This is a genomic window from Clostridium gallinarum, assembly GCF_014836325.1.
Classification (GTDB): Bacteria; Bacillota; Clostridia; order Clostridiales; family Clostridiaceae; genus Clostridium; species Clostridium gallinarum.
The window spans coordinates 1-6902 of record NZ_JACSQZ010000094.1; the positions used below are offsets into that span (position 1 = coordinate 1).

The window sequence follows — 6902 nt, forward strand, 5'->3', positions numbered from 1 at the left end:
ATTATTAATAGTTACATTATATAAATTTATAAAAGATAGTGATTTTATAAAAACTAATAAATTTAAAGTTAGATTTGTTATAGCAATTTCTATTTTAGCGATGATTTCATTTACTGTACCTATGTTATGGCCTTGGGCATATAATATGATATCTATATCGAGAATATTTCTATTTGTATATATATTATTATCAATAGTATTTTCATTAATTATACTTAGAGAAATAAGTATTTTGGAAGATAAAACATTAAAGATAGCTAAAGGGGACTATAATGAGGATATAAAAGATAATAAAATAATAGTTTTGAAAAATATAGAAAAGAATATTAGTACTATAGAAGATGGTCTTAAAGAGGCTTTAGGTAAAGCTATAATTAGTGAAAAAATGAAAAGTGAATTAATAACTAATGTTTCTCATGATTTAAAAACACCTCTTACATCTATAATTAATTATATAGATTTGTTAAAAGAAGATGAGATAACTGATGAAAATAGGAATAAATATTTAGAAGTACTAGATATGAAATCTAAAAGATTAAAAGTATTAATTGAAGACTTGTTTGAAGCTTCTAAAGCTGTTTCGGGAAACATGGTTTTTGAAAAAGAAGAATTAAATATAGTATCATTATTAAGACAAGTTATAGGAGAACTAGAGGAAAAGATTACACAAGCTAATTTAAATATAATAACTAAGTGGCCAGAAGATAAAACAATATTATATTTAGATGGAAGAAAAACTTTTAGAGTTTATGAGAATTTAATGAATAATATAATAAAATATTCTATGGAGAATTCAAGAGTATATATTGATGTAGTTAACAGTGAAAATCATGTTATGGTTATAATGAAAAATATATCTGCTTATCAAATTGATTTTACTTCAGAAGAAATTACTGAAAGATTTAAAAGAGGAGATAAGGCAAGAAGTACTGAAGGATCTGGATTAGGATTATCTATAGCTAAAAGTATAGTTGAATTACAAGGTGGAGAATTTTCTATAGAAATAGATGGAGATTTATTTAAAGTAATTACTAAATTTAAAAAGTAATATAAATAATAAAAAACTGGGCTGTTAAAAAAAGTCCAGTTTTAATTTTCATCATTTAGTAAATTATCAATATCCATTAATTCGTCATCAGAATTTTCATTAAGTGAACTATTATTTTTATAAGTAAGCTGGTTTATAGCTTGATAAATTTTTTCAAGCAAGTAATTTTCTATTCTTTTAGTTTTGTGATATTTAGAGAATATAATAAATGACCAAATACCTATAATGGCAAATGTTATCATAAATAAAGCTCCAATACCATAAAAAACTATTTGAAAAATTTGCACTGCTAAATACATATCTATAATCCTCCAATATTTATATAAAATTATTATAGCATATAGAAATATAAAAAAAGCATATATAATATTTAAATATCTTGATTACTTATTTATTTATATGGATATAATCCTAAAGAATACTAACTTTAAGGAGAAATATATATGAAGAAGATAATAATAACTTTAGTATCATTAGTAGTAATAGTTATATTTTTGATAGGATTTATAGATGTTTCAAATCCAAAGCCTGAAAATGATAATAATGAAGTTATATATTCTATATCTATAATACCAACTGATTTAAAAGCGGTTGGAAATTTAGATAAAAGGTTGCAAGATATTATTACAGCAACTAGCAGAGGATTAGTTGAATTAGACGAAAATAATGAAATAAAACCTTCGTTATCAGAAAGTGTTGAAGTTAGAGATGATGGGTTAGAATATGATTTTAAAATAAGAAATGATATATATTGGAGTGATGGGAATCAAATTACTCCTAAAGATATTACTATGTTCTTTAGAGAAATTTTAACTGAGGAAAATGAAGAAAATATATCAGCTTTACTAAATGTATATGGAGCCAAAAGATTTAGGGAGGGAGAAGGATCTTTTACAGAAGATGTTGGAATAACCTATGGAGAAGATAATGTAGTTTTTAGGTTAAATTCAAAAGATGATAAATTTGTAGAAGAACTGACTACACCTCAATATAGATTAAGAAAAAATGTTTTAGTGTGGGAAAATATAAGAAATAATTATAAGGAATTAATTTATTCTGGATATTACAGTATCGAAGATATGAAAATGTCGCAAGTAACACTAAAGAAAAATGATAAAATAGGTACAGATATAGCAGAAAGAATAAAAATTGTTTCTGATGAGGGGGAAGAAGTAGCTATGGCTTCTTTTGAAATAGGGGGAAGAGATATTGTAATAAATCCTCCTAAGAGTCAATTAAGTAGGTTGAATTCAGAAGGTCGATTAATTAATTTAAAGTCTAATAGAGGTATGTACTTAGCTTTTAATCCAAATGATGATAAACTTCTATCTCAAGGTAGAAGAGAAGTATATAAGTTAATAAATAAAGCAATGGAAGAATATCAATTAAATAATAGTATGTATATGGAATTAGCAGAAGGAAGTTACTTTAGACAGGATAAAGAAGATTTAGCAAAGCTTCAAGCAAGAAAGGTAATGAGTACTGAAAGTGGAGAATGGATTAAACCTAAAGTTTTACATATTATTGCAGAAGAGGGAAGCGAAAATAAGGAATTATGTGAATACTTAGTTAGTTGGTTTGAAAAAAATACAGAAATTATTTTGATATATGATTTAATAAATAAAAATGAATTAGAATCTATTGATAATGTTAACTATTATGATATGGCTATAATTCAAGGAAGTTTACTATTATCTGATGAAAATTCTATATATAATAGTTTGCTAGGATTTTTAGATGATAATACTAAAGAAAGTTTAAAGGAAGCAAAAACAGAAGGGGAAAGAATCGATAAGTTTTTAAGTATTGAAGAAGATTTATACAATAACTATAAAGTTTTACCTTTAATTTTCTACAATGATAATATTGCAATAAATAAAAAAATAAGAAATCTTAGCTTAGATGGAAATGGAAATATTAATTTTAGTAGAATACAAAAATAATAAGGCTGTCTGCAAAGACAGCCAATATAGGTTTAAATAAGTATTTATTAAGTTTTAGAATACATTATAAAATCAAAACTCCTACGGGAGTTTTTCTACTAATTTAAACCATAAGTTGTAATATTTAATTGCTAGTTTTAGAATCATCTTCAGGAATATCATTTGTTAATTCAGATTTAGAATCATTATCTAATGGAGTTTCATCTAATATATCAAATTTTTCATCTTCTATTTGTCTAACATAGAGCTCCTTTTCAGGTAAAGATGTTTCTAACATAAATTCATCTTTAAATAAAAATATAATTAGTTGATAAATAAAAATATTTTTATAACTATCAAAGGATGAATTAGATGAAGAAAATGAATCTTTCTTTTTAGAATAAGTAACATTTCTTCTAAATACAGGTGCTATACCTAAACTAGAAGGAGTTGATGTAGTAATCATCTTAAAGAAATTTTCTTCTAACATATCAGTGGAATTAAATGTTAACCCTCTATATCTTTCTGCATCATCTAACGTAGGTGCATCAGGCCAAGAAGTAATTATTCCTGAATTAATAAAATATTTTCTATATAAGGAAGATATCATATTTTTATATTCTTTTTCTCTACTATCTTCTTTAGCGTACATAAATATTGCTAAGAAATAAAATGCTATGTCAAAGCAAGAGTATTTTAATTCCTTTTTACTAGATAGCTTTAGAAAAGCTTCTTTATCATTATCATAAAGAGATAGTAACTTATTTAATATTTCCTTAGCTTTTTCATTGAAGGTAATCATTTGAGTATGTTTGAATGATAGTAATAAATTAATTACAAATAATGAAGTGAAATCTAGCTCGTCAATATAATAATCTTTCTCGTCAAACTTATTAATTAAAAAATCCGTTAAATCTATAATTAATATTTTGGCATCATTATTTTTAGAATTACTATAAAACATATTTATTGCAAGTAGAATTTTACATATTTCTTCAAAGGAACAATCATATATTTTTTCTTTGAATTCAACTAAAGTTTGAAGTATTTCAAGAGAAAAATTATTGTAGTCTATTGAAGTTTCATCTCCTGGATATAATATTGAATAAAGATTATATGAAACCATCATAAAAGCTTGATCAGAAAATTTAAACTTATTATTTTTATCTACTAAGTTAAATCCCTTATAATTATTTTCTGATAAATTTCTTTTTTCAATAAAAATACCTTCATTATTTCTAAGATTAATAGAGTAAAACTCTAATTGTTTCTTAGATAGTTTTTTATATGCCTCACTATAGGCATATAATTTTTCATCTACATCTTTAAACCTTGAATAATAAGTAGATAAATTAAGTATACTTGTAGTCAAAAGTGCATTAGTTGCTGGTGATATATCTTTTTTAAAAGATTCCTCATCAAATCCATTGTAATTCTTACTATGAATATAATTAGGAGATGATTTTCTATATATACATAGTAGTGGAGAAAAATTGGTAGATGTGGTAATATCAATGGAGGATGATAATTTTTTATAACTTTTAATAGAATCAACTAATCCGCATTTTGACTCTAGAACCAGGGTTCTTATGGCCTCTTTCGATAAGTGAAAGAGTTGACCATTAATTTCCTTATGAGATAATTTATTCATTCTAAAATATGGTCCTATATATCGCAAATTCTTCACCTCTTCATTAATCCTCATATTAATAATATGAGAATAAATTTAAAATAGTGCATAAATTTTATAATATTAAGAACTGGAGGCAATATCATGAGAATAGATGGAAGAAAAAATGATCAAGTAAGATCAACTAAAATCACTAGAGGGTATACAAAATATGCAGAAGGATCTGTATTAATAGAAGTTGGAGATACTAAAGTGATTTGTACAGCTTCTATAGAAGATAAGGTTCCACCTTTTTTAAAGGGTCAAGGAGAAGGCTGGATAACTGCAGAATATAATATGCTGCCTAGATCTACAGGAACTAGAAAGGTAAGAGATATAGCTAGACTTAAAATAGATGGTAGAACTATGGAGATACAAAGGTTAATTGGTAGAGCTTTAAGATCTGTTATGGATTTAAAAGCCTTAGGTGAAAAAACAATATGGATAGACTGTGACGTTATACAAGCTGATGGAGGAACTAGAACTACTTCGATAACTGGAGCTTTTGTAGCATTAGTAGATGCTGTTAATAAGCTTCATAAGGAAAAGCCTTTTGAAGTTTATCCTATAAGAAAGTTTGTAAGTGCAACTAGTGTTGGAATTCTTAACGGTGAAAAGATTTTGGATTTATGTTATGAAGAAGATTCAAAAGCAAAGGTAGATATGAATATTGTTGCAACAGATGAAGGTGAATTTATAGAGGTACAAGGAACAGGAGAAGAGGCACCATTTAATAGGAAAGAATTAGATGAATTATTAGATTTAGCTCAAAAGGGAATTAAGCAAATGGTTCAACTTCAAAAAGATGCTTTAAAGATGGATGCATTATGGATTGGTACTGGGGGAAAATAATGAAGAAATTAGTTATAGCTAGCAATAATGAAGGTAAAATAAAAGAAATAAAAAGAATATTAAAAGAATTACCTTTAGAAGTATTGTCATTAAGAGATATGGGAATAGATATAGATGTAGAAGAAGATGGACTTACGTTTGAAGAAAATGCGAAAAAGAAAAGTGTGGAAATATATAAAGAATTAATTAGAAGAGAAAATAAAGATTTTATAGTAATGTCAGATGATTCAGGGTTAGAGGTTGACTATTTAAAGGGTGAACCAGGAGTATTTTCTGCAAGATATGCAGGCGAACATGGAAATGATAAGAAGAATAATGAAAAGCTTCTTTTAAACTTAAAAGGAGTTAAAGAAGAAGATAGAAAAGCAAGGTTTGTATGTCAGTTAGCTCTTATTAATGATAAAAATGAATATAGAGGTATAAGAGGAACTGTAGATGGTTATATACTAGAAAGTGAAAAAGGTGATGGTGGTTTTGGATACGATCCATTATTCTTTTTTAAGCCATTAAATAAAAGTTTTGGTGAACTTACAATGGAAGAAAAAAATAAAATATCTCATAGAGGAGTTGCTTTAGAGGAAGCTAAAGAAGTTCTAAAGGAATTAATATAGGAGGGTATAATGAAGATTGCTGTAATAAGTGATTCCCATTATGATGAATCTTCTATAAATGCTGTGAAAAAACATCTTAATGATGTAGATATATTATTGCATTGTGGAGATGGAGCACCAGATACTAAAAGTTTAACAAGTGACTTTACAGGTGAAATATATGCAGTTAGAGGAAATTGTGATGCATCTAATGAATATCCAGTGGAAAGAATAATAGAAGTAATGGGAACTAAAATTTTTATGACACATGGTCATAGATATAATGTAAAGTATGAATACAATACTATCTTTTATAAAGGAAAAGAAGTAGAAGCTGATTTAGTTCTTTTTGGACATTCACATAAAGCTTTAATAAGCAGTTTTGATGGAATAACAATAATGAATCCTGGAAGTATAACATTTCCCTATGGAAATGATAAAAAAACTATGGGAATTATAGAGTTAGATGGAAAGAATAAACCTAATCTATATATAAAAGAAGTATAATAAAATAGGGAAGCAATCCGAATGAAATTATATAATTATTATGTTTTACAAAAAAATATAGAGATTTATATAATTTTATTTAAAAAAATCTATTGACGGATTGCTGTTCCTATTGTAGAATAAACATTGTCGTTGAGAGATATTAGCTTCTCGGGGTGTGGCGCAGATGGGAGCGCGCGTGGTTTGGGACCATGAGGTCGCAGGTTCAATCCCTGTCACCCCGACCATTTTAAAACCTAATATGCGGGTGTAGCTCAATGGTAGAGCCCTTGCCTTCCAAGCAAGTTACGTGAGTTCGATTCTCATCACCCGCT

Annotated in this window: 7 protein-coding genes and 2 tRNA genes; 7 read left to right on the forward strand and 2 right to left on the reverse strand. The window is 26.7% G+C overall.

From position 1 onward, the window contains the following. Window positions 1-1048: sensor histidine kinase (locus H9660_RS15440; RefSeq protein WP_191751268.1), on the forward strand; the 1048-nt coding region annotated here is incomplete at its 5' end. Between the two features lie 41 nt (window positions 1049-1089). On the opposite strand, the gene H9660_RS15445 is transcribed toward H9660_RS15440, so the two are convergent. Further along, entirely contained in the window at window positions 1090-1347 is a 258-nt protein-coding gene (locus H9660_RS15445; protein ID WP_191751269.1) for a Vpu, read from the reverse strand. A 144-nt stretch (window positions 1348-1491) separates the two neighbouring features. On the opposite strand from H9660_RS15445, the gene H9660_RS15450 reads away from it, so the two are divergent. Continuing rightward, window positions 1492-2991, forward strand: a complete 1500-nt coding sequence (locus tag H9660_RS15450; RefSeq protein WP_191751270.1) for an ABC transporter substrate-binding protein — start codon at window positions 1492-1494, stop codon at window positions 2989-2991. Between the two features lie 124 nt (window positions 2992-3115). Here H9660_RS15450 and H9660_RS15455 read toward each other — a convergent pair whose 3' ends face one another. After that, complete coding sequence (locus tag H9660_RS15455) at window positions 3116-4657, reverse strand: hypothetical protein (RefSeq protein WP_341479609.1); 1542 nt, start codon at window positions 4655-4657, stop codon at window positions 3116-3118. Window positions 4658-4744: 87 nt separating this feature from the next. Here H9660_RS15455 and rph point away from each other — a divergent pair, with 87 nt between their 5' ends. From rph to H9660_RS15480, 5 genes are all read left to right on the forward strand, one after another. Then, window positions 4745-5491, forward strand: a complete 747-nt coding sequence (gene rph / locus H9660_RS15460; protein ID WP_191751271.1) for a ribonuclease PH — start codon at window positions 4745-4747, stop codon at window positions 5489-5491. After that, window positions 5491-6102 carry an XTP/dITP diphosphatase gene (locus H9660_RS15465; RefSeq protein WP_191751272.1) on the forward strand — a complete coding sequence of 204 codons (612 nt, stop codon included), beginning with the start codon at window positions 5491-5493 and terminating at the stop codon, window positions 6100-6102. Before rph ends, H9660_RS15465 begins: the two co-directional genes overlap by 1 nt. A 9-nt stretch (window positions 6103-6111) precedes the next feature. Continuing rightward, window positions 6112-6588: a metallophosphoesterase gene (locus H9660_RS15470; RefSeq protein WP_191751273.1), complete on the forward strand. Its 477-nt coding sequence runs from the start codon at window positions 6112-6114 to the stop codon at window positions 6586-6588. A 151-nt stretch (window positions 6589-6739) separates the two neighbouring features. Next, window positions 6740-6815, forward strand: a tRNA-Pro gene (locus H9660_RS15475). Window positions 6816-6831: 16 nt separating this feature from the next. Continuing rightward, window positions 6832-6902 (forward strand) — tRNA-Gly (locus H9660_RS15480).

Coding starts and splice junctions, on each gene's coding strand:
- rph (WP_191751271.1), top strand. CDS start 4,745: ATGAGAATAGATGGAAGAAAAAATGATCAAGTAAGATCAACTAAAATC.
- H9660_RS15445 (WP_191751269.1), bottom strand. CDS start 1,347: ATGTATTTAGCAGTGCAAATTTTTCAAATAGTTTTTTATGGTATTGGA.
- H9660_RS15470 (WP_191751273.1), top strand. CDS start 6,112: ATGAAGATTGCTGTAATAAGTGATTCCCATTATGATGAATCTTCTATA.
- H9660_RS15450 (WP_191751270.1), top strand. CDS start 1,492: ATGAAGAAGATAATAATAACTTTAGTATCATTAGTAGTAATAGTTATA.
- H9660_RS15465 (WP_191751272.1), top strand. CDS start 5,491: ATGAAGAAATTAGTTATAGCTAGCAATAATGAAGGTAAAATAAAAGAA.